Genomic DNA, 26069 nt, shown 5'->3' on the forward strand with positions numbered 1-26069 from the left:
GTGGTTTAACGGGGCGCCCAAGATCAAGATCAAAAGCAGATCAAGAGCACAGCGGCCTACCGGCCGGCTTGAGTGTTGAAGAGCAAAATCAAAAGCTAAAGCGGGCACGGTCAAATGTGGGAGCTGGCTTGCCTGCGATGGCATCAACTGGGTGTACCTGATGCACCGAGGTGTCTGCATCGCAGGCAAGCCAGCTCCCACAGAAAAGCAGATCTGCTTTTGATCTTGATCTGAGCGAACGCGGGTAGTGCAGAGCGGGTAAACCGGCAGGACGCCGTGACCGAAGAAACGGATATGTACACCCGCATGGCGCAGTAATTGCGTCCCCCCCAATCCAACCCCCCAAAAAAGGAGCACCCCCCATGCAACTACGCGCCTTGCGATATTTCCACGAGGTCGCCCGCTGCGCCTCCCTGCGTAAGGCCGCCGAACGTCTTTACGTCACCCCCACCGCCGTCAGCCGCCAGATCGAACACCTGGAACACTTCTTCGGCGCCGCCCTGATTGAGCGCGGCCCCCGCGGCATCCGCCTCACCGCCGAGGGCGAGTGCCTGGCCGAACAAGTCACCTCAACCCTGCGCGGCCTCGACCAGGTACGCGAAGTCATCGCCAGCCGCCAAAGCCAGGTGGCCGGTAACATCAGCATCCATGTGTCAGAAAGTATCGTTTCCACCGTGCTCGCCCCGGTGCTCGCCACCTTCTACCGCGCCCACCCCAAGGTCACCTTCAACATCGTGATCGCCAGCGCCTCGGCCACCCTCGACGCCCTGTGCAGCGGCGAGGCGGACCTGGGCCTGGCGTTCTACCTGCAAGAGCGCGCCGACGTCGAAGTCACCGCCCACTGCCAGTTATGGCACCGGGTGCTGGTCAGCGCCGAACACCCCTTCGCCCAGCGCGACAGCATCGAATTGAGCGAACTGCAAGGCCAGCCCCTGGCGATTCCCGACTCGGCCTACGGCGTGCGCCAGGCCCTGGAAGTGGCGGCAAAAAAACGCGGCGTCACCCTCGAACCGGTGTTCACCACCAGCTCCCTGGAAGTGCAGAAGAGCCTGGCCCGGCAACGGGCAGCGGTGCTGATTTTGCCCCAGGTCGAGGCAGACGTGCGGGACCTGGGCGACGGCCTGGTCGCCGTGCCGATCGCCGATGAAGACCTCGGCCGCATCCGCATCGACCTCTGCGTGTACCGCAACCGCCCCCGCTCGGTGGCGGTGCTCAAGTGCCAGGAAATGCTGGCGGGGGCGATGCAGCGTTGTTCGCTGAACTGAGCCTGAGCCTCAGAAGATGTTGATCGGCACATTGGCGACGAGGCGGAACTCATCGTAGCTGCCGTCAATCTGCCCGCCGCTGGCGCGATGGTTGTAGACGATGGTGCGCAGTACGGTGTTCTTGAGTGTTCCGGACTGAATCACATAGGCCAGCATCAAGCCGTTTTCGTTGTGCTTGGCGCCATCCAGGCTGCGCACGTTGTAGCCGGTGTTGTGGCCGTTGCGGTCGCCATCGTAATGGGTGCCGTCGATGTCCCAACCCTTGGCGTGCCACAGGCTGGCGGTGAGGCCGGGCACGCCGTAGGCGGCGAAGTCCAGGTCGTAGCGCAACTGCCAGGACTTTTCGTTGGGGCCGTTGTAGTCCGAGTACAGCGAGTTGGCCATGTAGTTGCCGGTGGACTCCCACACGTAGTCGAAGTATTCGTTGCCGAATACCTGCTGCCAGGCCAGGGTCAGGCTGTGGGCCAGGTGCGTGGCGGTGAAGGCCAGGCTGGCGGCGTTGTTGTCGATGTAGCCGAGGTTTTTGTCGCCCGAGTCACTGGTGTGGTAGTAGTTGAAGGCGGTCTTCAAGGCGATGTCGCTTTTGTCACCGATGCGGTGGGTCAGGCCGACGTAGGTCTGGTCCCACATGTCTTCGAAACGCGACGCGTAGACGCTGGCTTCCAGCCCGTAACCCGGTTTTACCGTGGCTCCCAGGTAGCTGATGCGTGCGCCGCTGTAGGCGCGGTTGCCGAAGGTGGTGGTGAGCTTTTCGGCACCGGTGCCGGTGCGCGGAATCGCCCGCTCGAAGCTGCCGCCCTGCACCGACAGCCAGTCGAATTCGTTGCTGAACAGGCCCACGCCCTGGAAGCTGGAGGGCAGGGCGCGGTTGTCCTTGTAACGCAGGATCGGATTGTCGGTCATCAGCCGGCCAGCCTTGATCTCGGTGCTGGACAGGCGAAAACGCACGTCGCCCACCCCCAGTCGGCTCCAGGTGGGAATCGCATCGCCGTCGCCGTCCACCAGCACCCGGTCGCCGCCATTGGCCACCTTGCCGTGGCCGCGTTCCAGGTTGACCGCGCTGAAGATCCCCGCGTCCACACCCATGCCAATCAGGCCCTGGGTGTAGCCGGAGCTGTACTTGAGCATGCTGGTCTGCACCCAGGTTTCCCGTACACGCGTGGGCTCGACGCCGCCGGCTTTCTTGATGCTCAAGTGGGTGGTGCGTTGGGTGTGCTGGTTGGAATAGTAGTGGCGCAGGTTCAGGTCCAGGGTGCTGCCTTCGAGGAAGCCCGGTGCGCTGGCCTGGGCGTTTTCCTGGGCGAAAGCCTGGGTGCTGGACGCCAGGGTGACGGCCAGCAAAAGACGTGGATACATGGTAAATCCCCATACAAATCAGACGTAAGGCGACCGTCCCGGCAGGCCTTCAGGTGCTGCCGGTCGGTGGCGAAAAGACGCGGGACAGTGGGAAAAGGTATTCAGCGAACCGAAGCTTCTGTGAGCCGGGTTTCGCGGGCCGGGCTGCCGGGCAGCGGCGGACGGGTTTCCTTGGCGAACCAGGCGGCGGTGAGGCACACCAGGTTGGCGATCAGCAGGTACCAGACCGGCGACATCGGGTCGCCTGTGGTGCCGATCAGCCAGGTGATGATGATCTGCGCAGTGCCGCCAAACGCCGCCACACCGAAGGCGTAGACGATGGAGAAACCGGTGGAGCGCACGGATTTCGGGAAGCTTTCCACCAGCAACACGATCAGCGCCGCGCCACTCATGCCGTGCAGGCCCGAGAGTACCGCCAGGGTCAACAGGAAGGTCGCCGGGCTTGGGTGCTCGGTCATCAGTTGCAGGGCCGGGAACAAAATTAACAGCAACACCACCCGCGGTGTCATCAGGATCGTACGGCGTCCGAAGCGGTCGCAGAGCATGCCGCCAGCCACCGCGCACACGGCCATCGCTGCGCCGGCCACCAGAGTCGAGAGCATCGAGATGCTGGTGGGCAGCTTCAGTTCGGTGAGGGCGAAGGTGGTCATGTAGTTGAGGAAGTACTGGGTGATGGTGCTGCCGGAAAGGATCAGCAACCCCAGCACCAGTGCGCGCCGGTGCTTGCCGCAGACTTCCCGTACCAGGTCGCCGGTGCTGGTCTGCTCGCCGTGGCCGTGGAAGGTTTCGGCGAGGTTGCGGCGGATGTAGATGCCGATCGGCAACACCAGCAGGCCGAACACGAACGGCACGCGCCAGCCCCAGCTGTTGAGGTCTTCCGGGGACATGACCTTGGTCAGGGTGAACCCTACCAGCCCGGCCACCATGGCTGCGACGCCCTGGGCGACTACTTGCCAGCAGGCGTAGGTCCCGCGTTTGTGGGGTGGCGCCGCTTCGAGGATGTAGGTGGTGGCGGGGCCGGCTTCACCGCCCCAGGCCAGGCCCTGGATCATGCGGGTGAGCACCAGCAGGATCGGCGCCGCGATACCGATGGTCTCGTAACCGGGCAATATCGCGATGCTGCCGGTGCCCACGGCCATCATTACCAGGGTCAACAGCATCGCCGGTTTGCGCCCGACGCGGTCGGCGTAGGCGCCGATCAGTACTGCGCCCAGGGGCCGGACGATAAAGCCGATACCGAACGCCGTGACCGACAGCATCAGGCTGACGAAGGCGCTGTCGGACGGGAAGAACGTGTGGCCGATCATCACCGCAAAGGTTGCGTACACACCAAAGTCGAAAAACTCCACGGCGTTGCCCAGGACCACGGCGAAGATGCTCTTTTTGCCGGCGTCCGGGGACGGTGTTTCGGGTGCGTGATCAGGATCGGATCGTGTCAATTGCTCAGTGTGCATACCAGCCCCTCGATTTTAGTTATAGGTCGTCCGAGCTCCAGGCCAAGAGGGCCCGGAGCTGGCGTGTGGGTGGGCAGTTCTTACAGCGTCAAAAGTCAGGAAGGATTCGGCCAGTGGTGGATTGCGCCACGCCAGCTCTCGTAGGTTTTAGCGATTTGCAGCAGCCATTGATCGGCAAAACGCGGGGCAATCATCTGCAGGCCGATGGGCATGCCATCGGCGGCGAAACCGCAGTTGATCGACAATGCCGGTTGCTCGCCCATGTTCCACGGCACCGTGAACACGATGTGTTCGAACGGCAGTTGCGGGTTGTTGCTCGGTGATGGCCACTCGGCCGGGAACGCATTGACCTGGTTGGTGGGGGACAGCACCAGGTCGAGTTCGGTGAACACCTGCGCGGCGCGGCGGCGCATTTCAAAGGTCTGGTTGAAACCCTTTACGGCTTGTACGCCGCTGATCTCGGCGCCCGGCGCGGCCCAGTCGCGGATGTACGGCAAGACCTTGTCGAACTGCTCGCTGCTCAGGGCCGACAAATCGCCCCACTGGCGGGCGCGCCAGAAATGGTCGAGGCCATCGAGTTGTGCGCGGTCCATGATTGGCGGGATCAGCGTGACCTTGGCGCCGTGGGCTTCGAACAGCCGCGCGGCTTGCTCCACGGCTTCACAGACGAAGCCTTCAGGCTGCATGCCTGCGCCGGGTTCAAGCATCAGGCCGACGCGCAGGCCCCTGACCGACAGCGGCTGGTTACTCCACTGGGTGGTGAGCGGCGGAAGGCTGGTGGCATCGCGGGCATCGGGGCGGGCCAGGTGTTGCATCAACAGCACGCAATCATCGACGGTGCGGGTCATGGGCCCGGCGGCGCGGCCGGTGTAGTACGGGTCGATGGGGATGCGCCCCAGGGTCGGCTTGAATCCCACCAAGCCGCACCAGGCGGCGGGCAGGCGCACCGAGCCACCGATGTCGGTGCCCACGTGCAGCGGGCCGTAACCGGCGGCGGCCGCTGCGGCGGCACCGGAGCTGGAACCGCCGGTGTTGTTGGCGGTGTTCCACGGGTTGCGGGTGATGCCGTGGAAGCTCGACAGGCCGGAAGACAGCATGCCGAAGTCCGGGTTGGTGGTCTTGGCCAGGATTATCGCGCCCGCTTCACGCATGCGGGCTGCGGGCGGTGCGTCCCTGAGGGCCGGGGTCAGGCGGGTAGCCGCGCTGCCGAGGGGAATGGGCACGCCTTCGGTGGCGATCAATTCCTTGAGAGTCACCGGTACGCCATCAAGGGCGCCGTTGGGTTGGCCCTTGTTCCAGCGTTCGGTGGAGGCCTGGGCCTGCTGACGCACCTGTTGCGGGTCGAAGGCATAGAGCGCGTTGATCTGCGGCTCCCAGCGGTCGATGTGGGCCAGGAGTTGGTCGTAGTAGTCGATGGGCGCGAGTTGCCGGCTGGCAAATTGCGCCAGCAGTTCGGCGGCCGTAAGGGTATGCAGGTCAGTCATCGAACGCTTCCTTGTGATGGGCCGGCTGGCTCATGGCGGGTTGCAGTAGGAACGACTATATAAACCCCGGTGTGAAGCGGCCATCACAATCGGTGCAGTTCAGTGTTGCGTTTTTGTGTGCACTGAACCCCGAGGCGCAGCCCCTGGATTATTTCAAAACCTCAGGCGCAGGCGCTTGAGGCTTTTGTCGTACGGATGGAGCGGTGATTGAAGAACGGCTCCTGTCGAGGTGGGCGGTTCGTTCGAGCGTGTGAAGTGTTCCAGGTGGTGAAGTCGAAGCGAGTGACGGAGACTACGTTTTCCTGGATGAGCATGATGGGGGCAGGGTGGCTGTTGTCTGAATAACGCGTGCCCAGGTTGACTTCCAGTGTGTCCTTGTCACGGTAGCCGCTGAGCAGGGGCAGAAGAGTGAAGGTGTGGTCCATTCCTTCTGACTCGGTGGGCATGCCCACGAATACGACAATGCCGACATACACCTTTCGATCGTTCAAGCTGAACATGCAAGGCGTGTACTTCTGGATGGATTCTTTGAGCAGGTATTTGAAAGGCGTGCCTTCAAGGATGTTCAAGGCGAGCCGGCAGTTGAGTTGTTCATCGGATTTCAACTTCAGCTGTTTTTTCTTCGCGTTGACATACAGTCTCGCCCAGAGGGAAGGAATGACCAGGGTGGTCAAACCGGTCTGCAGCCAAAAAACCCAAAGTGCGGCATTCTTTTTGTTGGCAATATCGAGCTCTACCAACAGGGCGCCAAGATAGCTGCCGTAGTCTGTTGCAACCTCACGACCTGCAAATGCCAGAGTCAAGGCACTTGCCAGGCTAGCGACGACTAGGCAAACCAGCCCCAGTCGCGCAACCTGTAGATAGAGTAACTGCCCTTCAAAACGATGCAGCCGGCAGTAGTAATAGGGATGCTTGATACACACCAGATAACCGCTGACCAGTAACGGGAAAATGATCAGCAGGCCCATGAATCATTGGCCTCCATTTTGCGGACTTGGCGAATTGCTTCTTTGTAGGCCTCGGATTCCATGACTTCTTCGGCGGAGACTGAAATACCCCATTCTCCCTCAATCCTCATGGTTCTTTTTGACTTGATGGCTTCTACCGTATCCAAGTCATCCTGAGTCGGCTTACCGGCAAACAACGAATACAATCCAAACATGGCGACGACCTCGAAAAGATGTAGTCGTTTTTATAGCAAGCGGCCTTGACCCCCGCCATTGATGGCCGGCGTGCCAGCGTCGCCAGTTCCCGTAGGAAACGTCTCCATTCACTCCAACGGTCTAAAACGTCGGCGGCGTAATCACCCAAATCACCACCGCATCCACCTTCCCGGGGTTGCCATACCGATGGGGCTCACTGCTGGAGAAGCTGAAACTGTCCCCTTCAGCCAGCTGAAAATGCCGCTCGCCCACCCATAACTCAAACGTTCCGCTCAACACATAACCCGCCTCTTCACCCTCATGGCTATAGCTCTGCTGGCTATAGGTGCCCGGTGGAAAGCGCGAGTGCAGCATCTCCAATTGATGATTGGGCAGGGGCGTCAGCAACTGGTCGACGATCCCGTCCTCATAGTGAATGCTCTGGCGATTGTTCCTGCGCACCACAAAACCTTCATCCTCCGCTGCCGGCGTGGTCTCACTGGCAAAAAACCACTGGATCGTCACCCCCAGGCTGCGGGCGATGTTGAACAAGGCCGGGATCGACGGGTAGGCGAGGTTGCGTTCCAGTTGGCTGATATAACCGGCCGTCAATTCGCTCATCTGCGCCAATTCGGTAAGCGTCATGCCCCGGGCCTTGCGCAAGCCGCGGATGCGGGTGCCGAGAAACAGCTGTGGCGGTTGGTCGTTCAAATGTCCCACGCTACTTTCAATCCTTCATAAATCGCCTCTTCGGCGGTACGCGGCGCCAGGCAATCGCCGATCCGCGTGAACGCCACCAGGCCTTCCAGTTCTGCGCCCAGAGTGTCCACCGGCTGGTGGCCCTGGCACAACACCAGGGTGTCGATATTTTCCAGCAGCATCGGCTCGCCGCTGGCGGTGTGTTGCAGGTAGACGGTAGTGTCGTCGCAGCCGTACAAACGGGCGTAAGGGATGATCGGAATGCCCAGCCGATGCAGTTCGCCGGCCAGTTGGTCACGCACGTACAACGGCAGGTTTTCCCCGCAATGGGTGCCGTTCACCGCCAGTTGCACCTGATGGCCGGCACGGGTGAGGCGCTCGGCAATGCCCGGGCCGATCCAGTCGCAACGCCAGTCCACCACGACCACCGAACGGCCCAGTTGCACCTCATCGCGCAGCACTTGCCAGGCATCCACCACCTGTAGCTCGCCGCCGCGTTCGAAGGCCCGCCAGTAGGGCTCGGCGCCGGTGGCGATGATCACCCTGTCAGGTTGTTCGCGTTCCACCAATGGGCGGTCGACGCGGGTGTTGCGCACCACGCGGACCCCGGCCAGTTCCATCTCGCGCTGCAGGTTGGTACTGGCGCCGCCGAACTCGCTGCGTCGGGGCAGTAACTGCGCCAGAAGCACCTGGCCGCCCAATTGGGCACTGGCTTCATACAAGGTCACCTCATGTCCGCGCTGCGCCGCCACCGCTGCCGCTTTCATCCCTGCCGGGCCGCCACCGGCGACCATGATCCGCTGGCGTCGCAGTGCCGGTTGCAGTTGGCCAAACTGCAATTCGCGGCCGGTCTCGGGATGCTGGATGCAGGAGATCGGCAGGCCTTTGTGGAAGTGGCCGATGCACGCCTGATTGCAGGCGATGCACGCCCGTACATCCTCGGCATGGCCGCTTGAGGTCTTGGCCGGCATGCGCGGGTCGCAGATCAGTGCGCGGGTCATGCCGCACACATCGGCCTGGCCGCGTTGCAGCATCAATTCGGCCTCCTGGGGCTGGTTGATGCGCCCGGTAACGAACAGCGGAATCGACAGGTGCGTCTTGAACGTCGCCGCTTCTGCCGCCAGGTAAGCCGGGGCAATCGCCATGGGCGGCACGATATGGATCGCGCCGCCGAGGGAGGCCGAGGTGCCGGCGACGATGTGCACGTAATCCAGGTGTGTTTGCAGCTGTTCCACGGCGGCCAGGGCATCCTCTTCGGTCAGGCCTTCGGGGTCGCGTTCATCGGCAGAAATGCGCAGGCCGATGATGAAGTGCTCGTCGGTTTCGGCACGCACCGTGGCGATGATTTCCCGCAGGAAACGCAGGCGTTGTTCCAGCTCGCCGTTGTAGCCGTCGGTGCGGCGATTCACCCGCGGGTTGAGAAATTGCGCGGGCAGGTAACCATGGCTGGCGACCACTTCCACACCGTCAATCCCGGCCTGATACAGGCGCCTTGCCGCAGCGCCGTAGCCGGCGACGATCTCGTCGATCATTGTCTGGTCAAGGGCGCGCGGCATCACCCGGAAGCGTTCGTTGGGCACCCCGGAAGCCGAGTAAGCCACCGCCAGCAAACCGTCGGCCGACTCCATGATTTCCCGCCCCGGATGGAAAATCTGCGACAGCACCACGGTGCCGTGGGCGTGGCAGGTTTCGGCCAGTCGGCGATAGCCGTCGATGCAGCTGTCATCGGTGGCCATCAGCACATGGGAGGTGTAGCGGGCGCTGTCGTGCACCCCGGCCACCTGCAACACAATCAACCCCACGCCGCCTTCGGCGCGTGCCCGGTGGTAGGCGATCAACTGCTCGTTGACCTGGTTGTCGGTGGGCATCGAGGTGTCGTGCCCGCTGGACATGATGCGATTTTTCAGGCGTTTGCCGCGCAGTACCAGCGGTTCAAAAAGATGCGGAAAGGCATGGGGCGACATGGTGCGGATACTCCAGGCGCTGTTGTTATTATTTTTCTATAGGAGGTCAGCCTCAGTAAAAAATCAACTTGTTTTTTTACTGGCGACTGGATTAGCGTCAACCACATCACCCACCCGCCTGGAGAATAAAAATGCCTGGGGCCACCGAACAACAGCTGCGCGAAGAGCTTGCCGCCTGCTACCGGCTGATCGCGCACTTTCGCATGAGCGATTTGATTTTCACCCATATCTCGGTGCGTATCCCGGGGCCCGAGCATCACTTTTTGATCAACCCCTATGGGCTGATGTTCGAGGAGATCACCGCCTCCAGCCTGGTGAAGATCGGCCTGGACGGACGTGCGGTCGAGGCTTCGGTCCATGGCGTCAACCCGGCGGGGTTTGTGATTCACAGCGCGATTCACGGCGCCCGCGAAGATGCGCAGTGCGTGCTGCACACCCACACCCGCGCCGGCTGTGCGGTGGCGGCCCTGGAATGCGGGCTGTTGCCGGTGAACCAGATTTCCATGGAGTTCTACGGCAAGGTCGCCTACCACGACTACGAAGGCGTGGCGCTGGACATGGACGAGCAACAGCGACTGGTACGCGACCTCGGCGACAAGCCGGTGTTGATGCTGCGCAACCATGGTTTGTTGACGGTAGGGGAGACGGTCAGCCAGGCGTTCCTGCGCATGTATTACCTGGAGAAGGCCTGCGATATCCAGATCGCCGCCCAGGCGTGCGGCAAGCTGATCCTGCCGCCTGCGCACGTGTGTGAGTACACCGAGCGGCAGTTCAATGAGCCAGGCCGGCCACTGGAAGAGGGCGAACTGGCAGACCCGGACGCCATGCAACTGGCATGGGCGGCATTGCTGCGGTTACTGGATCGGGTGTCGCCGGGGTTCCGGGAGTGAGGTAGAGTCGTCCAGCCGACTCAACCCAAGGACACCGCCTCATGACCCAGGAATCCCGTTTCTCCCGCATGGAACCGGAGTTGCGCAAGGCCAATCTGGTGCAGGCGACGTTGGCCTGCCTCAAGCGCGACGGCTTCCAGGGCGCGTCGATCCGCAAGATCAGCGCCGAGGCCGGGGTGTCGGTGGGGCTGATCAGTCACCACTATTCGGGCAAGGATGAGCTGGTGGCCGAGGCCTATCGGTCAATCACCCGGCAGGTCATGGACCTGCTGCGGGATGCGATGGCCAAGGCGCCGCCCAGTCCGCGGGAGCGGCTGTCGGCGTTCTTCCGCGGCTCGTTCTCCCCCGAATTGCTCGACCCGCAACTGCTGGATGCCTGGCTGGTGTTCTGGGGGGCGGTCAAGACGGCCCCGGCGATCAACCAGGCCCACGAACACTCCTATGGCGAGTACCGCACCATCATGCGTTCGGCCTTGGTGGACATGGCCGGGGAGGAGGGCTGGAAGCAGTTCGATGCCGATTTGGCGGCCATCGCCTTGAGCGCCTTGCTCGACGGCTTGTGGCTGGAATCGGGGCTCAATCCCGGCACCTTCACCCCGGAGCAGGGCATCCAGATCTGCGAAGCCTGGGTCGATGGCTTGCAGTCGGGCGGGCGCAAGCGCTTCCAGATCAAACCCTGAACTGACGATTCCGCGCCGCCTGGACGCAATGTCCGGGCCGGCATTTTCCCCTCGAAAAATATTTGCAGTTACCCGATTGCCTCCTTACTGAACACTCGTTTAGTATCGCCCCATATCGCACCCCTCAAGCCAATTAAAATAATTCGAGGATTCCATGACTACAGATCCGTCCGTGCTCACTCAGGTGCAGGCAGGCGTTGCCTGGATCACCCTCAATCGCGGCCCCCAGCGCAATGCCCTGGACATCCCGACACTCAAGCACCTGCATGCCTTGCTGGACGGTTTCAACCGCGACCCGGCTGTGCGCGTGGTGGTACTGACCGGCAGTGGTCGCAGCTTCTGCGCCGGTGCCGACCTTGCCGAATGGGCCGATGCCGAAGCCCGTGGCGCCCTCGAAACCTACGGCTGGACCGAAACCGCCCACGCCCTGATGACCCGCCTGCACACCCTCGACAAACCTACCCTCGCCGCCATCAATGGCACGGCGGTCGGTGCCGGCATGGACCTCACCCTGTGCTGCGACCTGCGCGTCGCCGCGCAATCGGCACGCTTCAAGGCCGGCTACACCAGCATGGCCTACTCGCCGGACGCCGGCGCCAGCTGGCATCTGCCGCGCCTGATCGGCAGCGAGCAAGCCAAGCGCCTGCTGTTCCTCGATGAATTGTGGAGCGCCGACCGTGCCCTGGCCGCCGGGCTGGTGGGCGAAGTCGTTGCCGACGAGCAACTGCATACCCACGTCGCCGAGCTGGCCACGCGCCTGGCCAACGGCCCGACCTTTGCGTTTGCCCAGACCAAAACCCTCATCCGCGAAGGCGCCGGGCGCAGCCTGCCCGAGCAGCTCCAGGCGGAACTCGCCGCCGGCCTGCTGTGTGGACGCAGCGCCGACGGTGCTGAAGCCCTGCGCGCCTCGATGGAAAAGCGCCCACCGAACTTCTCCGGCAACTGATTCCCCTTCAAAACACCCTCGAACGATCGACAGGTAGCGCCATGAATTTCCAGCCCAGCCAAGAACAAGACATGTTGGTGGACGCGGTACGCAGTTTTGTTGCCAAGGAGTTGTTGCCCCACGAGGAGGCGGTGGACCGCGCCGATGAAGTTTCGCCGGAGCTTGCCGCGCAGATTCGTGACAAGGCCATCGCTGCCGGTTTCTATGCCTTCAACATGCCGGAAGACGTCGGCGGTGGCGGCCTGGATTACCTGTCACAGGCGTTGATCGAGCGTGAGTTGTCGAAAGTCTCCTGGGCGCTGCATGTGTTTGTCGCCCGGCCGTCGAAAATCCTCATGGCCTGCACCGGCGCGCAGATTGGCGAGTACCTGTTGCCGTGCGTGCAGGGCAAGAAGATCGACTGCTTTGCCCTGACCGAACCGGGTGCCGGTTCCGACGCCAATGCGATCAAGACCCGCGCCGTGCGCAGCGGTGATGACTTTGTGCTCAATGGCAGCAAGCACTTCATCAGCCACGCCGGCCACGCGGATTTCGCCATCGTGTTTGCCGTTACCGACACCTACGAACACAACGGTCGCCAACGCAATGCCGTGACCTCGTTCCTGGTGGACCGTGGCACGCCGGGCATGACCATTCGCCGGGGGCCAAAATGCGTCAGCAACCGCGGCTACCACACTTATGAAATGTTCTTCGACGACTGCCGCGTACCAGCCTCCAAAGTCCTCGGCGAAGTCGGCAAAGGTTGGGAAGTCGCCAATGCCTGGCTGACCGCAGGCCGGGTGATGGTGGCTGCCAACTGCGTCGGCCAGGCCCAGCGTGCGCTGGACGTTTCCCTGCAATGGGCGGCCGACCGCAAGCAGTTCGGCCAGCCCATCGGCACCTACCAAGGCATCTCGTTCAAGCTCGCCGACATGGCCACGCAAATCCGTGCGGCCGAACTGCTGACCCTGAACACCGCCTGGAAAATGGACCAGGGCACCATGACCGACGGCGAGGCCGGCATGGCCAAGTTGTTTGCCAGCGAAGTACTGGGCAAGGTTGCCGATGAAGCAGTGCAGATCTATGGCGGCATGGGTTTGATGGACGAAGGCCCGGTGGAGCGCATCTGGCGCAACGCGCGGATCGAGCGGATCTGGGAAGGCACTTCGGAAATCCAGCGCCACATTATTGCCCGCGAACTGTTGCGGCCACTGTTGCGTTGATCGGGTCGGAGAACGCTTATGTCCCAGGCTATTCGCGACAATCTCAAGCGCCTGCTGGCGCCCCGTCACCTGGCATTCGTCGGTGGGCGCAGCATGGCCCGTGCCCTCAAGCGCTGCGCCGAGGGTGGTTTTGCCGGCCAGATGTGGCTGGTCAACCCGCAACATGACAGCCTCGATGGCGTTCCCTGCGTACGTCGCGTGGCCGATTTGCCGTGCGGTCCGGATGCGGTGTTTATCGCTACCAATCGCGAGCTGACCCTGACCTGTGTCGCCGAACTGGCGGCCATTGGCACCGGTGGCGCCATCTGCTACGCCTCCGGGTTTGCCGAAACCGGCGCCGAGGGCCAAGCCTTGCAGCAACAACTGCTCAAGGCCGCTGGCGAGATGGCACTGCTGGGCCCCAATTGCTATGGCCTGCTCGATTACCTGCACAGCTCGGCGTTGTGGCCGGTGGCCCATGGAGGCAAGCCGGTCGAGAAGGGCGTTGCGGTGCTGACCCAGAGCGGCAACTTTGCCTACAACCTGTCCATGAGCGACCGTTCGCTGCCGGTGGCCTATATGGCGTCGGTGGGCAACCAGGCGCAGTTGGGGGTTGCCGAGTTGATGGACGTGCTGCTCGACGAGCCGCGCGTTACAGCGATTGGCTTGCACCTGGAAGGCTTGAAGAATGTGCCGGGGTTCGCCCGTGCGGCCCACAAGGCCCTGGAGAAAGGCATTCCGATCATCGCCCTGAAAACCGGGGTGTCACAGATCGGCGCCGAGTTGGCTTTGAGTCATACCAGTTCGTTGTCGGGTTCCGATGCGCTGTACGACAGTCTGTTCGCGCGCCTGGGTGTGATCCGGGTCAGCGGGCCGGTGAGTTTTGTCGAGACCCTGAAGGCGGCGGCCTGCGGTAATCTGCCGGCGGGCAACAGCCTGATCGCCCTGGCCTGTTCCGGTGGTGATGCCGGGTTGATTGCCGACTACGCCGAGCGCAACGATTTGAGCCTGCCGAAGCTCGACGAAGGCCAGCGTGAAGAGTTGGCGCAGGTGCTGCCCAGCTACGCCAACCTGGTCAACCCGCTGGATTTCACCACGGCCATCTGGGGCAACAGCGACGCGCTTAATACGATGCTCGACACGGCACTGCGCACTGAAGCGGATGCGGCAATGCTGGTGCTCGACTACCCGGCGGAATTTACCGGTGAGCGCAAGGAGTGCGACCTGCTGCTGGAGCTGTTTTGCAGTGCGCTGACTCGCCACGGCAAGACTGGCTTTGTCACCTCTGCATTTCCCGAATTGCTCCCGGCCCACGCTCGCGAGCGTCTGCATGCCCAGGGCGTTGCCGCGTTGCAAGGCGTGGAAGATGCGCTGGCGGCCTGGGGCCGGATTGCCGACTATCAAGACAATCGCCGGGCGTTGTTGGCGCGGGGTGAGTCGATACTGGTGCCGCTGTGCCCGCAAGCGCTTGAACAACACGGACAGTCGCTGGATGAATGGGATTCCAAGCAGGCTTTACGGGCTTTCGGCCTGACCACGCCAGCCGGTGTCTTGAGCACTCCCGAGCGGGCCATAGCCGATGCCAAAGTGCTGGGTTACCCGCTGGTACTCAAGGCCGTCAGTGCCGACTTGCCGCATAAAACCGAAGCTGGCGCCGTGGCGCTCAACCTGCAGGACGGTTTCGCCTTGACTGCTGCCCTGGCTCATATGCGCGAGCAAATCGCCGCTTATGCGCCGGATGTGCCGTTCGATCAGCTGCTGCTGGAGTCCATGGCTACGCCGCCGCTGGCCGAGCTGATTGTGGGCATCAAGCGCGAAAACGACTTCGGCCTGGCGCTGGTGATCGGCGCTGGTGGAATCCTCGTGGAGTTGCTCAAGGACAGCCGCAGCCTGCTGCTGCCCACCACCGACGACGCAATCCGCAACGCCTTGCTCGGCCTGCGCAGCGCCGCATTGCTGCAAGGCTTTCGCGGACGGGAAGTGGCCGACATGGAAGCCCTGGTGGCGGCGATTCGTGCGGTGGCCGACTACGCCTGCGCCAACGCCGGGCAATTGCTGGAACTCGATGTAAACCCATTGCTGGTCAATGCCCGGGGCGCCACGGCGGTCGATGCATTGATCCGTCTCGCCCAGGCGTGAAGGAGATGACAATGCAAAGCAAAACCTTGACGGGCGGCCAGGCCCTGGTGCGATTGCTGGCCAACTATGGTGTCGACACGGTGTTCGGGATTCCCGGCGTGCACACGCTGGAGCTGTATCGAGGCTTGCCGGGCAGCGGTATTCGGCATGTGCTGACCCGCCACGAGCAGGGCGCCGGCTTTATGGCCGACGGTTATGCGCGGGTCAGCGGTAAGCCGGGGGTGTGTTTCATCATCACCGGGCCGGGGGTGACCAACGCCGCGACGGCGATCGGCCAGGCGTATGCCGACTCGATTCCGCTGCTGGTGATTTCCAGCGTCAACCACACCGCCAGCCTCGGCAAAGGCTGGGGCTGCCTGCATGAAACCCAGGACCAGCGGGCGATGACCGCGCCCATCACTGCGTTTTCGGCAGTAGCGTTGAGTGCCGAGGATTTACCGGAGTTGATCGCGCGGGCCTACGCGGTGTTCGACAGTGAGCGACCGCGCCCGGTGCATATTTCGGTGCCGCTGGATGTACTGTCGGCGCCGATCAAACGGGACTGGAGCAATGAGGTGGTGCGCCGTCCCGGACGCGGTTTGCCATCGGCTGAAAGCCTTGATCAGGCAGTGGCAAAACTGGCCGCGGCCAAGCGCCCGATGATCATTGCCGGTGGCGGTGCGCTGTTGGCGGCCGATGCCTTGCAGCGCTTGAGTACGCAGTTGGCGGCGCCGTTTTTCAGCAGTGTCGCCGGCAAGGGATTGTTGCCGGTGGAGCATCCGCTGAATGCCGGTTCGACCCTGTGTGTCGAGCCCGGCTGGCAGCTCATCGCCGAGGCGGATGTGGTGTTGGCCATCGGCACCGAAATGGCCGATACCGACTTCTGGCGTGAACGCCTGCCGATTAATGGCGAGCTGCTGCGGGTGGATATCGACCCGCGCAAGTTCAACGATTTCTATCCTTGCGCCGTCGCGTTGCACGGTGATGCCCGGCAAACGACGCTGGCTTTGCTGGAACGCTTGCCAGCCACGCCGCGCAACGCGGATGCCGCCACCGCTGCGGTCGCGACGTTACGCCAGGCAGTCAGCAGCGGCCATGGTCCGTTGCAACGGATTCACCAGGCGATTCTCGACCGCGTGGCCGCCGAGTTGCCCGCCAATGCCTTCATCAGCAGTGACATGACCCAACTGGCCTACACCGGTAACTACGCCTTTCCCAGCAACACCACCCGCAGTTGGCTGCATCCCACCGGCTACGGCACCCTGGGCTATGGCCTGCCGGCCGGTATCGGCGCCAAGTTCGGCGCACCGCAACGGCCCGGCCTGGTGCTGGTGGGCGACGGCGGCTTTCTCTACACCGCCCAGGAACTGGCCACGGCCGTGGAAGAACTGGACAGCCCGCTGGTGGTGTTGCTCTGGAACAACGACGCCCTGGGGCAGATTCGCGACGACATGCTGAACCTGGACATCGAACCCATCGGCGTACTGCCGCGCAACCCGGACTTCGCCGCCCTGGCGCGGGCGTTCGGCTGCACGGTCAGCGAGCCACAGGACCTGGATGAGCTGCAGACGGATTTGCGTAACGGTTTCAAGCGCAACGGCGTGACCTTGATCGAGTTGAAGCATGCCTGTGTGAACCTTTAGAGGAGCAACACCATGAGCGAAAACAACAACAAAATGACTCAAGCGATGCACCGGCGGGACTTCCTCAAGCACAGCGCCGTAGCCGGTGCCGTGGCCGCCGCGTTTTCCATGGGCCTGCCGCTGCCGGCCTTCGCCGAAGAGGCCACGCCCAAGCCCGGCGGCGTGCTGCGCATGGGATTGGCCGGCGGCAGCACCACCGACTCCCGCGACCCGGGATCCTGGGTCGACACCTTCACCTTCGTCGGCTTTTCGGCGGTGTACAACACCCTCACGGAAATCGCGGTGGACGGCAGCGCCATCCCCGAATTGGCTGAAAGCTTCGAGTCGACGCCCGACGCGCGCACCTGGACCTTCAAGCTGCGCCAGGGCGTGACCTTCCATAACGGCAAAAGCCTGACCGCTGACGACGTGGTGGCCTCGATCAACCATCACCTGGCAGCCAACTCCACCTCGGCGGCCAAGACGGTGATCGGCGATGTGGCCAGTGTCAGCGCCAAGGGCAGCGATGCAGTGGTGTTCGAATTGCACTCGGGCAATGCCGATTTCGCCTATGTGGTCGCCGATTACCACCTGGTGATCATGCCCGCCAAGGACGGCGCCGCCGACTGGCAGGCCGGGATCGGCACCAGCGGTTATCGCCTGAAAAGCTTCGAGCCGGGCGTACGCATGGACCTGGAGCGCAACCCTGATTACTGGAAGCCGGGCAGGGCACACTTCGCCAGCGCCGAGCTGTTGGCGATTGCCGACGGCGCAGCGCGAGTCAATGCGCTGGTCACCGGGCAAGTCGACGTGATCAACAAGGTCGACCTGAAAACCGTGGCCTTGCTCAAGCGCAATCCCACGCTGGTCATCGAAGAAACCAAGGGCGCCCAGCACTACACCTTCCCGATGTTGTGCGACAGCAACGAGTTCAAGAACAACGACATCCGCATGGCGATGAAGCATGCGATCAACCGCGAAACCCTGCTGGCCTCGGTGCTGCATGGCTATGGCCTGGTGGGCAACGACCATCCGATCCAGCCCGGCAGCCGCTTCATCAACGCCGCCCTGGAGCAGCGCACCTACGACCCGGACAAGTCGCGATTCTACCTGCGCAAGGCCGGTGTGGAGTCGCTGAAGGTGCGCCTGCAAGCTTCCGATGCCGCCTACACCGGCGCGGTGGATGCTTCGGTGCTGTTCAAGGAGCAGGCGCGCCAGGCCGGGATTGATATCGACGTGGTGCGCGAGCCGGCGGATGGCTATTTCTCCAATATCTGGATGAAGCAGCCGTTCACCACCTCGTTCTGGTACAGCAGCCTGACTGCCGACCGCATGTTCAGCATCGGCTACGCCAAGGGCGCCGCGTGGAACGAAACCCATTGGGATAACGACCGCTTCAACCAGTTGCTCAACGCAGCGCGAGGCGAGATGAACGCGCCGCTGCGCCAGGAGATGTACAACGAAATGCAGAGCCTGTGCCGGGACGATGGCGGGGCGATTGTGCCGTTGTTCGCCAGCTCCGTGGCGGCCCGCTCGAACCGCGTCAGCCATGGACCGCTGACGGCGCCGTATGGGGAACTGGATGGGTTGCGGTTGATCGAGCGGTGGTGGCAGGCGTGAAAATTTCAGAAACGCCACAAATCAAATGTGGGAGCGGGCTTGCTCGCGAATGCGGTGGGTCAGTCTCTATCTGTATTGGCTGACACACCGCTTTCGCGAGCAAGCCCGCTCCCACATTGAACATTTGTCGCCTTCGAGCACATGCCCCACTCATGAGAACCGAACATGAATAGCCTATTCAAACTGGTACTCCAACGCCTCGCCCTTGGCCTGCTGTCGTTGTTCGCCGTCTCGGTGATCATCTTCCTGGCGGTCGGCATGCTCCCCGGTGATATCGCCCAGGCCATGCTCGGCCAGTCCGCCACGCCGGAAACCGTCGCCGCCTTTCGCGCCCAACTGGGCCTGGACCTGCCGCCCCTGAGCCGGTTCGTGCAATGGCTGCTGCGCCTTCTGCACGGCGACCTCGGCGCTTCCCTGGCCAACCAGCGGCCCATCGCCGAACTGATCGGCGCACGCCTGGGCAACACCTTGCGCCTGGCGGCATTGGCCGCGCTGGTTTCGGTGCCCCTGGCGCTGGTGCTGGGGATGCTCGCCGCGCTGTACCGCAACAGCTGGTTCGACCGCCTGCTCAACACCTCGGCCCTGAGTGCGGTGTCGTTCCCGGAGTTCTTCGTCGCCTACCTGCTGATCCTGGTGTTTTCGGTCAAGCTGGGCTGGTTTCCCAGCCTGTCCAACCTGGCGCCGGATGCCTCATTCGCCACCATTCTCGAACGTTCGGTGCTGCCGGTGGCCACCCTGAGCCTGGTGGTGATCGCGCAGATGATGCGCATGACCCGCGCCTCGCTGATCAACCTGCTGGCCAGCCCGTATATCGAAATGGCCCGGCTCAAGGGCATCAGCCAGTCGCGGATTATCTGGCGCCACGCACTGCCCAATGCCCTGGCGCCCATCGTCAACGTGATCGCGCTCAACCTCGCGTACCTGGTGGTGGGCGTAGTGGTGGTGGAGGTGGTGTTTGTCTACCCGGGCCTCGGCCAGTTGCTGGTGGACTCGGTGTCCAAGCGCGATATCCCGGTGGTGCAGGCGTGCAGCCTGATCTTTGCCGCCACCTACATCCTGCTCAATACCGGCGCCGATGTGCTGTCCATCGCCACCAACCCACGCCTGATGCATCCCAAGGGGTAGACCATGAGCCTTCTCACACAACTGGCCCGGGCGCCATTGAGCGCGAAGTTCGGCCTGCTGGTCATCGTGCTGTACGTGCTGGTGGCGTTGTTTGCACCGCTGCTCGCGCCCTATGGCGAAACCCAGGTGGTGGGCGACGGGTTTGCGCCCTGGAGCGGCCAATTCCTGCTGGGCACCGATAACCTCGGGCGGGACATGTTCAGCCGCCTGGTGTATGGCGCGCGCAACACCCTGGGCATCGCTTTTTTGACCACGGTGCTGGCGTTTTTGCTGGGCGGTTTGAGCGGCTTGATAGCCGCGATCAAGGGCGGCTGGGTCGACCAGGGATTGTCGCGGGTGGTGGATATCCTGATGGCGATCCCGCAACTGATCTTCGCCTTGCTGATCCTCAGCGTGGTGGGCACCAATGCCACCTCGCTGGTGCTGGTGATTGCACTGCTGGATTCGACCCGGGTGTTTCGCCTGTCCCGGGCCGTGGCGATGACCGTGGTGGTGCAGGACTTCGTCGAAGCCGCCCGGCTGCGTGGGGAAGGGCTGTGGTGGCTGGTCACCCGCGAAGTGCTGCCCAATGCCGCCGCGCCATTGATTGCCGAGTTCGGCCTGCGGTTCTGTTTCGTGTTCCTGTTTATCAGCGCGTTGTCGTTCCTTGGCCTGGGCATTCAACCACCCACCGCCGATTGGGGCAGCATGGTCCGCGACAATGCGGTGCTGATTACCTTCGGCGACATCAGCCCGTTGCTGCCGGCCCTGGCGGTGGCGTTGATCACCGTCAGCGTGAATTTTGTCGTCGACTGGATGCTGCATAAATCCAGCGGCCTGAAGGAGTGTTGAGGATGGACAAGCCATTGCTGGAAATCCGCAACCTGCAGATTGAAGGGCATTACGAAGACGCCTGGCATCCGTTGATCAAGGGTATCGACCTGACGTTGCAACGGGGTGAGGTACTGGGGCTGATTGGTGAGTCTGGCGCGGGTAAATCAACCCTGGGCCTGGCGGCCATGGGCTTTGCCCGCGATGGTTGTCGCATCACCGGTGGCTCGGTGTGCTTTGACGGCATTCAACTGTTGCAGGCCAAACCCGAAGCCTTGCGCAAGCTGCGAGGACTGCGGATTGCCTACGTAGCGCAATCCGCTGCCGCGTCGTTTAACCCGGCCCACCGGCTGATTGACCAGCATGTGGAAACCGCCGTGATCAACGGTGGCATCAGCCGCGCCCAGGCTGAACGCGAGGCGGTGGAGTTGTACCGCGTGCTGCGCCTGCCCAATCCGGAAACCATCGGCCAGCGTTATCCGCATCAGGTCTCCGGCGGGCAACTGCAACGGGTGATGACCGCCATGGCGATGGCCTGTCACCCGGACCTGATCATCTTCGACGAACCCACCACTGCCCTCGACGTCACCACCCAGATCGAAGTGCTGGCGGCGATTCGCGATGCAGTAAAAACCTTCGGCAGCGCCGCGCTGTATATCAGCCATGACCTGGCGGTGGTCGCGCAGATGGCCGACCGCATCATGGTGCTGCGTCACGGCAAACTGGTGGAGGAGGCCGAGACCCGCACCATGCTCAGCGCCCCGCAGCAGGACTACACCAAATCCCTGTGGGCGGTGCGCAGCTTTCGCACCGAGCCCAAGGCTTGCCCGCAGCAGCAGGTGCCGTTGCTGGAAGTGCGCCAGGTGTGCGCCAGCTACGGGCATCAGCCGGTGCTGCATGACGTGTCGATGAGCTTGCATCGCGGCCAGACGTTGGCGGTGATCGGTGAGTCCGGCAGCGGCAAAAGCTCCACCGCACGCTTGATTACCGGGTTGCTGCCGGCTACGGCGGGGCAGGTGTTGTATGACGGTGAAGCGTTGCCGGCGGACTTTCGCCGGCGCAGCAAGGAGCAGTTGCGGCGGATCCAGATGATCTACCAGATCCCCGATACCGCGCTGAACCCGCGCCAGCGCATCGTCGACATCATCGGCCGGCCGCTGACCTTCTACCTCGGCCTCAAGGGCAAGGCCATGCGTGCCCGGGTCGCCGAGTTGCTGGAGATGATCGAGCTGGATCCGGCCACCTTCATGGAGCGTCAGCCCCGTGAATTGTCCGGCGGCCAGAAGCAGCGGATTTGCATCGCCCGCGCTTTGGCGGCCGATCCGCAATTGATCATCTGCGATGAAGTGACCTCGGCCCTTGATCAATTGGTGGCCGAAGGCGTGCTGAAGCTGCTCAACCGTATCCAGCAGCAGTTGGGCGTGGCCTATCTGTTTATCACCCATGACGTGGCCACGGTGCGCGCCATCGCCGACGAAGTGGTGGTGATGCAGCGGGGCAGGGTGGTGGACCAGGGCAGCCGCAGCGCGATCTTCACCCCGCCGTATCAGGACTACACCGGCTTGCTGTTTTCATCGGAGCCGGAAATGGACCCCGACTGGCTCGACCATTTGCTGGCCAAACGGGCCGCGCTTACTTCTTGAGGAGTTTTTATGAAGGTGTTGATTGTCCACGCCCATCCCGAGCCGCAGTCGTTTACCGCGGCCTTGCGTGACCAGGCCACGGCTACCCTGCAAGCGCAGGGGCATGAGGTGCAGGTCAGTGATTTGTACGCGATGAACTGGAATCCCGTAGCCAGCGCCTCGGACTTCACCTCGCGGGAGAACCCCGACTACCTGGTGTATGCCCTGGAGCAGCGCCTGGGGGTGAAAAGCCAATCCATCGCGGCGGATATCCAGCAGGAGTTGGACAAGCTGCTGTGGGCCGATCTGCTGATCCTCAATTTCCCGATCTTCTGGTTCTCGGCGCCCGCGATGCTCAAGGGCTGGATTGACCGGGTGCTGGTGTCGGGCGTGTGCTACGGCGGCAAGCGGTTTTATGATCAGGGCGGGCTCGCCGGCAAGAAAGCGCTGGTCACGGTCACCCTTGGCGGGCGCGAGCATATGTTTGGCGAGGGTGCGATTCACGGGCCATTGGAGGACATGCTGCGGCCGATCCTGCGTGGCACGCTGGCGTATGTCGGGTTTGAGGTGCTGGAGCCGTTTGTGGCGTGGCATGTGCCGTATATCAGCGCCGAGGCCCGGCAGGATTTTCTGCGCAATTACCAACAGCGGCTGGAAGGGCTGGCGGATGACCAGCCGTTGGTGTTTCCGAAGTTGGCGCAGTTTGATGAGGCTCTTTATCCACTTTAGTCAAGTGAATGAAGATCCAGTGTGGGAGCGGGCTTGCTCGCGAAAGCGGTGTGCCAGTTGATGCATGTGCTGGCTGGACCACCGCATTCGCGAGCAAGCCCGCTCCCACATTTGATCTTCATTGTCAGGCGCGATTGTGTACCCGCAACCGCTCGGCAGCGCTGCGCAGCAGCTGTTCAGTGCCGTCCCAGCCCAGGCAGCCATCGGTGATCGACACGCCGTATTTCATCGACGGGCTCAACGGCTGGCAGCCTTCGAACAGATGGCTCTCGATCATCATGCCGATCAGCGAGGTGTCGCCCTGCAAGCGCTGCTCCAGCACGTCGTTGAACACTGCCGGTTGGCGCAGCGGGTCTTTGCCGCTGTTGGCGTGGCTGCAGTCGACCATGATCCGCGGCGCGACTTTGCTCTTGGCCAGGTCGGCGTGAACCTGGGCCACGCTCTGGCGATCGTAGTTCGGCCCACGATGGCCGCCGCGCAACACGAGGTGAGTGTCGGGGTTGCCCGGGGTCTGGATGATCGCCGGATGGCCCTGGCTGTCGACACCGAAGTGACGGTGCGGGTGAGCGGCGGAGCGCATGGCGTCACAGGCGATGGCCACGCCGCCGTCGGTGCCGTTCTTGAAGCCGACGGGCATGCCGAGGCCGCTGGCCATTTCGCGGTGGATCTGCGATTCGGTGGTGCGCGCGCCAATGGCGACCCAGCTCAGCAGGTCATCGAAGTAGCCGGCAGCCATCGGTTGCAGTAGCTCGGTGGCCACCGGCAGGCCCAGGCGCAGCATTTCACGCATCAGTTCCCGAGACAGGGTCAGGCCGGCGGCCATGTCGTCGCTGCCATCCAGGCGCGGGTCGTAGGCCAGGCCTTTCCAGCCGATCGTGGTGCGGGGTTTTTCGACGTAGGCGCGGATCACCAGCAGCATCTGGTCACTGACTTCATGGGCCAGTTTTTTCAGGTTGCGCGCGTATTCCATGGCCGATTCCGGGTCGTGGATCGAGCACGGGCCGACAATCACCAGCAGGCGTGAGTCTTCACCCTTGAGAATGGCGCGCACGGCTTGGCGATGGGCGTGGATCTGTTCGTTGAGGAATGGGCTCAGGGGCAGTTGGTGCTTGAGCTCAAGGGCACTGGGCAAACGCTGGGTCAGCGCTTCATTGGCGCAGGACAGGGTGGAAACAGGCAGAGCGGCGATCGAGGAGTTCATATTCGGGCTTCCTGGGCAAGCGGCGGGCTGTTCCCGCACGCTCTGCCCTACTGGGGTGTTCGACAATTGGCCGTATTGGCTACGTGTGTTGGCTTGCCACCAATAGGTGACCGATCGGAGGCGGCAGGCTGTCCCGAACGGAGCTTGCTAAATCGCCAGGCGGTGGAGGTGTCGTAGCGGTAATAGGTGGCGTAGTTCATGGCGTGAGTCCTTTAAGTGTTCGGTGTGTGGCAAAAATAATAAGGGCTGAAAAAACAAAACCCCCGGTCGGGGAGCCGACCGGGGGTTAGATTTCTCTGGTAGGCGACCCCTTGAGTAGTGGGCGCCGATTTCAGGTATCAGGCGCGCCAGTGGCTAAACCAATACCCAAAATAAAAGCTGACCAGTGCGCTCAAACCGCTCACACGGGCAGCCACGACCGAACGCTGGGCGCTGGCAGCAGGGCAAACCTGAGTGTGGGTGAGTTGCAACATGGTGTGTCTCCAAATGATGGGGGGAGCTTAACTGAGGCGAGCGGGTGGATTCAATCAGTAATTTCTATTGGGGTTGGGTACTTACGGCTATGACCCCAGTGTCGATATGCTGCACTCACCTCACGATGATTGCCTGGATGCGACCATGACTGCCTTGACGATTGCTGCTGCCCAATCCATTTCCGTTGCAGGCGATGTGCCCGGCAATATCGCTCGTCACTTGGCTTTCATGCGCGTGGCGGCGGAGCACGGCGTGCAGTTGCTGGTGTTTCCGGAACTGTCCCTGACCGGCTATGAACCGTCACTGGCCGCCGGGCTGGCGATCGCGCCCGGCGATGAAGCGCTGGCGCCGCTGCGGGAGATTGCCCGTGAGTTGCGCATCACCGCAGTGGTGGGCATGCCGATTCGCCTGGGGGGCGCCAGTGAGGTGTTGATCGGCGCGCTGGTGCTGGGGCCGGATGGCTCGGTGGCGGTCTATACCAAGCAGCATCTGCATCCCGGTGAAGGCGTGGCGTTTGCTGCGGGGCAGGGCGGGGCGGCCCTTGAATGGGGGGACGACCGGATCGCCCTGGCGGTATGCGCGGATTTTTCCCACGCCAGCCACCCTCGACAGGCTGCCGAGGACGGGGCGAATATCTACGCTGCGGGTGTGCTGATCAGCGAAGGCGGCTACGCGCCGGACACCGCCTTGCTACAGGGCTATGCCGCCGAGCACCGGATGCTGGTGCTGATGGCCAACCACGGCGGCCCATCCGGTGGCTGGGCCTGCGCCGGGCGCAGCGCAATCTGGGGCGCCGACGGTGGTTTGATCGCGGCTAGCCCGGGTGTAGGCGATACGCTGGTGATTGCACGACGCGACACCGGCGGCCAGTGGCAGGGAGAACAGGTGGCAATCTAGGGAGTTCAGGCACATGGCGTTTCAACTGCAGGCCGCGACCAGCCAACACCTGGCCTTCGCCCGGACCCTGACCCACCAGGCCATGGGTAATTATTATCGCCAATACGACTTGTCGTGGTCCGATGCCGGTTTCGATACCGCCTGGGCCGGACGAGAAAACTGGCTGATCTGTCGCGATAACGAGGTGCTGGGTTTCATCAGTATCAGTCGTGACCCCAAGGCACTGTATATCCGCGAGCTGCACATCCTTGAGGCGTTTCGTCATCAAGGGGCTGGCGGCTGGGTTATCGAGCAGATGGTGTACAAGGCGCGCGCGGAAGGGCTGGGTCTTTTACGGTTGACCGTTTTCAAGACCAACCCGGCGCGAAGGCTCTATCAGCGCAAGGGCCTGGAAATCGTTGGAGCGGAGGATTGCTTCTGGCGCATGGAGCGCAATTGCCGGCCGTGACCGGGTGCGAGTACTGCCAGTTCGAGGAAAACAGGCACTTGGTTTTAATAAGCGCATACTCACTTCAAGAAATGACTTCCTGCTCTTGTCTCACGGTTTCGCCCTCAACCGGGATGATTCCGTCCTTCATGCCCAACAGGACCGCCACCTTGTGGGCTTCTCCACGCCGTCCCTTTTTGCGCCCAGCGAGCACTTGATAGGTGGTTGCCGGGTCCACGCCATGTTCCCGGGCGAATGCTTGAACAGATTTTCCTTGGTGTTCAAGCCAAGCCTTGGCTTGTGCAGCCGTGCGAATTCCGGGCATAGTTCAAAACCGTTCAAGTTTGTTTAACAAAGAGATGA

Annotated in this window: 23 protein-coding genes; 14 read left to right on the top strand and 9 right to left on the bottom strand. The window is 62.7% G+C overall.

Translation table 11 applies throughout. The annotated features are described in order from the left end of the window. Positions 1 to 362 precede the first annotated feature (362 nt). Positions 363 to 1265 (top strand): LysR family transcriptional regulator, encoded by a 903-nt coding sequence (locus tag HX811_RS14190; protein ID WP_003208975.1) that lies wholly within the window; start codon positions 363 to 365, stop codon positions 1263 to 1265. 9 nt (positions 1266 to 1274) lie between these two features. On the opposite strand, the gene HX811_RS14195 is transcribed toward HX811_RS14190, so the two are convergent. From HX811_RS14195 to HX811_RS14225, 7 genes are all read right to left on the bottom strand, one after another. Further along, complete coding sequence (locus HX811_RS14195; RefSeq protein WP_177046299.1) at positions 1275 to 2621, bottom strand: OprD family outer membrane porin; 1347 nt, start codon at positions 2619 to 2621, stop codon at positions 1275 to 1277. Between the two features lie 101 nt (positions 2622 to 2722). After that, positions 2723 to 4075, bottom strand: a complete 1353-nt coding sequence (locus tag HX811_RS14200) for a citrate-proton symporter (RefSeq protein WP_008436037.1) — start codon at positions 4073 to 4075, stop codon at positions 2723 to 2725. A 95-nt stretch (positions 4076 to 4170) separates the two neighbouring features. Beyond that, positions 4171 to 5559, bottom strand: a complete 1389-nt coding sequence (locus tag HX811_RS14205; protein ID WP_008436038.1) for an amidase — start codon at positions 5557 to 5559, stop codon at positions 4171 to 4173. 161 nt (positions 5560 to 5720) lie between these two features. After that, positions 5721 to 6527 carry a hypothetical protein gene (locus tag HX811_RS14210; protein ID WP_177020172.1) on the bottom strand — a complete coding sequence of 269 codons (807 nt, stop codon included), beginning with the start codon at positions 6525 to 6527 and terminating at the stop codon, positions 5721 to 5723. Next, positions 6515 to 6721 (bottom strand): hypothetical protein, encoded by a 207-nt coding sequence (locus HX811_RS14215; RefSeq protein WP_063028939.1) that lies wholly within the window; start codon positions 6719 to 6721, stop codon positions 6515 to 6517. The genes HX811_RS14210 and HX811_RS14215 overlap by 13 nt, the downstream gene beginning before the upstream one ends. Positions 6722 to 6842: 121 nt before the next feature. Further along, positions 6843 to 7421, bottom strand: coding sequence for a helix-turn-helix domain-containing protein (locus HX811_RS14220; RefSeq protein ID WP_258344897.1), 579 nt, complete (start codon positions 7419 to 7421; stop codon positions 6843 to 6845). Beyond that, on the bottom strand, positions 7409 to 9364 hold the full coding sequence (locus HX811_RS14225; RefSeq protein ID WP_177046300.1) for an FAD-dependent oxidoreductase: 1956 nt from the start codon (positions 9362 to 9364) through the stop codon (positions 7409 to 7411). The genes HX811_RS14220 and HX811_RS14225 overlap by 13 nt, the downstream gene beginning before the upstream one ends. Positions 9365 to 9495: 131 nt before the next feature. Between HX811_RS14225 and HX811_RS14230 the strand changes: the two genes are divergently transcribed. From HX811_RS14230 to HX811_RS14280, 11 genes are all read left to right on the top strand, one after another. Next, positions 9496 to 10254: a class II aldolase/adducin family protein gene (locus tag HX811_RS14230; RefSeq protein ID WP_134326238.1), complete on the top strand. Its 759-nt coding sequence runs from the start codon at positions 9496 to 9498 to the stop codon at positions 10252 to 10254. A gap of 41 nt (positions 10255 to 10295) precedes the next feature. Beyond that, positions 10296 to 10934, top strand: coding sequence for a TetR family transcriptional regulator C-terminal domain-containing protein (locus HX811_RS14235; protein WP_003208961.1), 639 nt, complete (start codon positions 10296 to 10298; stop codon positions 10932 to 10934). Between the two features lie 154 nt (positions 10935 to 11088). Next, positions 11089 to 11880 (top strand): enoyl-CoA hydratase/isomerase family protein, encoded by a 792-nt coding sequence (locus HX811_RS14240; RefSeq protein ID WP_023658721.1) that lies wholly within the window; start codon positions 11089 to 11091, stop codon positions 11878 to 11880. A gap of 41 nt (positions 11881 to 11921) precedes the next feature. Further along, a complete protein-coding gene (locus HX811_RS14245) occupies positions 11922 to 13082 on the top strand; it encodes an acyl-CoA dehydrogenase family protein (protein WP_008436052.1) in 1161 nt (386 codons plus the stop codon). An 18-nt stretch (positions 13083 to 13100) separates the two neighbouring features. After that, entirely contained in the window at positions 13101 to 15200 is a 2100-nt protein-coding gene (locus HX811_RS14250; protein ID WP_177046302.1) for an acetate--CoA ligase family protein, read from the top strand. 11 nt (positions 15201 to 15211) lie between these two features. Continuing rightward, complete coding sequence (locus HX811_RS14255) at positions 15212 to 16822, top strand: 5-guanidino-2-oxopentanoate decarboxylase (protein WP_177046304.1); 1611 nt, start codon at positions 15212 to 15214, stop codon at positions 16820 to 16822. Between the two features lie 12 nt (positions 16823 to 16834). Continuing rightward, a complete protein-coding gene (locus HX811_RS14260) occupies positions 16835 to 18421 on the top strand; it encodes an ABC transporter substrate-binding protein (protein WP_177046306.1) in 1587 nt (528 codons plus the stop codon). Positions 18422 to 18586: 165 nt separating this feature from the next. Then, positions 18587 to 19546 (top strand): ABC transporter permease, encoded by a 960-nt coding sequence (locus HX811_RS14265; protein ID WP_003208950.1) that lies wholly within the window; start codon positions 18587 to 18589, stop codon positions 19544 to 19546. 3 nt (positions 19547 to 19549) lie between these two features. Beyond that, positions 19550 to 20377 (top strand): ABC transporter permease, encoded by an 828-nt coding sequence (locus HX811_RS14270; RefSeq protein ID WP_087694880.1) that lies wholly within the window; start codon positions 19550 to 19552, stop codon positions 20375 to 20377. 2 nt (positions 20378 to 20379) lie between these two features. Then, positions 20380 to 21999 carry an ABC transporter ATP-binding protein gene (locus HX811_RS14275; protein ID WP_177020176.1) on the top strand — a complete coding sequence of 540 codons (1620 nt, stop codon included), beginning with the start codon at positions 20380 to 20382 and terminating at the stop codon, positions 21997 to 21999. A gap of 9 nt (positions 22000 to 22008) precedes the next feature. Then, on the top strand, positions 22009 to 22707 hold the full coding sequence (locus HX811_RS14280) for an NAD(P)H-dependent oxidoreductase (RefSeq protein ID WP_177046308.1): 699 nt from the start codon (positions 22009 to 22011) through the stop codon (positions 22705 to 22707). Between the two features lie 124 nt (positions 22708 to 22831). Here HX811_RS14280 and HX811_RS14285 read toward each other — a convergent pair whose 3' ends face one another. Then, positions 22832 to 23908 carry a 3-deoxy-7-phosphoheptulonate synthase gene (locus tag HX811_RS14285; protein ID WP_177046310.1) on the bottom strand — a complete coding sequence of 359 codons (1077 nt, stop codon included), beginning with the start codon at positions 23906 to 23908 and terminating at the stop codon, positions 22832 to 22834. A gap of 618 nt (positions 23909 to 24526) precedes the next feature. Here HX811_RS14285 and HX811_RS14290 point away from each other — a divergent pair. Then, positions 24527 to 25279, top strand: coding sequence for a carbon-nitrogen hydrolase family protein (locus HX811_RS14290; RefSeq protein ID WP_177046312.1), 753 nt, complete (start codon positions 24527 to 24529; stop codon positions 25277 to 25279). A gap of 13 nt (positions 25280 to 25292) precedes the next feature. Next, entirely contained in the window at positions 25293 to 25727 is a 435-nt protein-coding gene (locus tag HX811_RS14295; protein WP_177020179.1) for a GNAT family N-acetyltransferase, read from the top strand. Between the two features lie 64 nt (positions 25728 to 25791). On the opposite strand, the gene HX811_RS14300 is transcribed toward HX811_RS14295, so the two are convergent. Continuing rightward, positions 25792 to 26031: a DNA-binding protein gene (locus HX811_RS14300; protein WP_008436063.1), complete on the bottom strand. Its 240-nt coding sequence runs from the start codon at positions 26029 to 26031 to the stop codon at positions 25792 to 25794. Between the last annotated feature and the right edge of the window lie 38 nt (positions 26032 to 26069).

This window comes from Pseudomonas sp. F8002 (assembly GCF_013385495.1).
GTDB lineage: Bacteria > Pseudomonadota > Gammaproteobacteria > Pseudomonadales > Pseudomonadaceae > Aquipseudomonas.

Coding starts and splice junctions, on each gene's coding strand:
- HX811_RS14270 (WP_087694880.1), top strand. CDS start 19,550: ATGAGCCTTCTCACACAACTGGCCCGGGCGCCATTGAGCGCGAAGTTC.
- HX811_RS14215 (WP_063028939.1), bottom strand. CDS start 6,721: ATGTTTGGATTGTATTCGTTGTTTGCCGGTAAGCCGACTCAGGATGAC.
- HX811_RS14230 (WP_134326238.1), top strand. CDS start 9,496: ATGCCTGGGGCCACCGAACAACAGCTGCGCGAAGAGCTTGCCGCCTGC.
- HX811_RS14250 (WP_177046302.1), top strand. CDS start 13,101: ATGTCCCAGGCTATTCGCGACAATCTCAAGCGCCTGCTGGCGCCCCGT.
- HX811_RS14210 (WP_177020172.1), bottom strand. CDS start 6,527: ATGGGCCTGCTGATCATTTTCCCGTTACTGGTCAGCGGTTATCTGGTG.
- HX811_RS14205 (WP_008436038.1), bottom strand. CDS start 5,559: ATGACTGACCTGCATACCCTTACGGCCGCCGAACTGCTGGCGCAATTT.
- HX811_RS14240 (WP_023658721.1), top strand. CDS start 11,089: ATGACTACAGATCCGTCCGTGCTCACTCAGGTGCAGGCAGGCGTTGCC.
- HX811_RS14265 (WP_003208950.1), top strand. CDS start 18,587: ATGAATAGCCTATTCAAACTGGTACTCCAACGCCTCGCCCTTGGCCTG.
- HX811_RS14275 (WP_177020176.1), top strand. CDS start 20,380: ATGGACAAGCCATTGCTGGAAATCCGCAACCTGCAGATTGAAGGGCAT.
- HX811_RS14225 (WP_177046300.1), bottom strand. CDS start 9,364: ATGTCGCCCCATGCCTTTCCGCATCTTTTTGAACCGCTGGTACTGCGC.
- HX811_RS14280 (WP_177046308.1), top strand. CDS start 22,009: ATGAAGGTGTTGATTGTCCACGCCCATCCCGAGCCGCAGTCGTTTACC.
- HX811_RS14190 (WP_003208975.1), top strand. CDS start 363: ATGCAACTACGCGCCTTGCGATATTTCCACGAGGTCGCCCGCTGCGCC.
- HX811_RS14200 (WP_008436037.1), bottom strand. CDS start 4,075: ATGCACACTGAGCAATTGACACGATCCGATCCTGATCACGCACCCGAA.
- HX811_RS14295 (WP_177020179.1), top strand. CDS start 25,293: ATGGCGTTTCAACTGCAGGCCGCGACCAGCCAACACCTGGCCTTCGCC.
- HX811_RS14255 (WP_177046304.1), top strand. CDS start 15,212: ATGCAAAGCAAAACCTTGACGGGCGGCCAGGCCCTGGTGCGATTGCTG.
- HX811_RS14235 (WP_003208961.1), top strand. CDS start 10,296: ATGACCCAGGAATCCCGTTTCTCCCGCATGGAACCGGAGTTGCGCAAG.
- HX811_RS14195 (WP_177046299.1), bottom strand. CDS start 2,621: ATGTATCCACGTCTTTTGCTGGCCGTCACCCTGGCGTCCAGCACCCAG.
- HX811_RS14285 (WP_177046310.1), bottom strand. CDS start 23,908: ATGAACTCCTCGATCGCCGCTCTGCCTGTTTCCACCCTGTCCTGCGCC.
- HX811_RS14300 (WP_008436063.1), bottom strand. CDS start 26,031: ATGCCCGGAATTCGCACGGCTGCACAAGCCAAGGCTTGGCTTGAACAC.
- HX811_RS14260 (WP_177046306.1), top strand. CDS start 16,835: ATGAGCGAAAACAACAACAAAATGACTCAAGCGATGCACCGGCGGGAC.
- HX811_RS14245 (WP_008436052.1), top strand. CDS start 11,922: ATGAATTTCCAGCCCAGCCAAGAACAAGACATGTTGGTGGACGCGGTA.
- HX811_RS14290 (WP_177046312.1), top strand. CDS start 24,527: ATGACTGCCTTGACGATTGCTGCTGCCCAATCCATTTCCGTTGCAGGC.